Source organism: Streptococcus sp. KR (assembly GCF_002238115.1).
Taxonomy (GTDB): domain Bacteria; phylum Bacillota; class Bacilli; order Lactobacillales; family Streptococcaceae; genus Streptococcus.
Window position 1 is genome coordinate 1 of record NZ_NGVM01000151.1, and the last position, 438, is coordinate 438.

Consider the following 438-nt stretch of genomic DNA (forward strand, 5'->3'; position numbering starts at 1 on the left):
GTTGCCGAATTTCAGAACTCATCATGGCATAACCTATTTTGGCTTGTTTTAAAGCGTTACTTACAAACAAAACTTGTCTATTTTTTGCTGGTACTTTTTCAAGTAATAACGCTTGAATAGCTAACGCACTCGCAATATATGTTTTACCTGATTTTCTAGCCATAGAAATATAAGCGTCTTTAAATCTTCGATAATGATTATCTTTCCTGCGCCAACCTGATAAACAACCCACAATAAATTTCTGAAAGCCTGCCATTTCTAACTTTGTCCCGTCTGTTTTTGGAATTAAAGAAATAAATTTGATGCTTTTGTTAGCTTCTTTATTGTCAAAATAATATAGGAAATCATCATTTTCAGAACGTTTTCTATCGTTCAATTCACGTTGACATGCTTGTTTTTGTTTCTTGCAGGCACTAATTTTTCCTGAAAGAATATCAT

The 438-nt window shown here is 32.6% G+C and carries 1 protein-coding gene; it reads right to left on the minus strand.

Annotated features, from left to right (window positions below):
* Positions 1-438, minus strand: a 438-nt coding sequence (locus tag CBI42_RS11355) for a terminase large subunit domain-containing protein (protein WP_256963819.1), incomplete at both ends; no start/stop codon positions are given.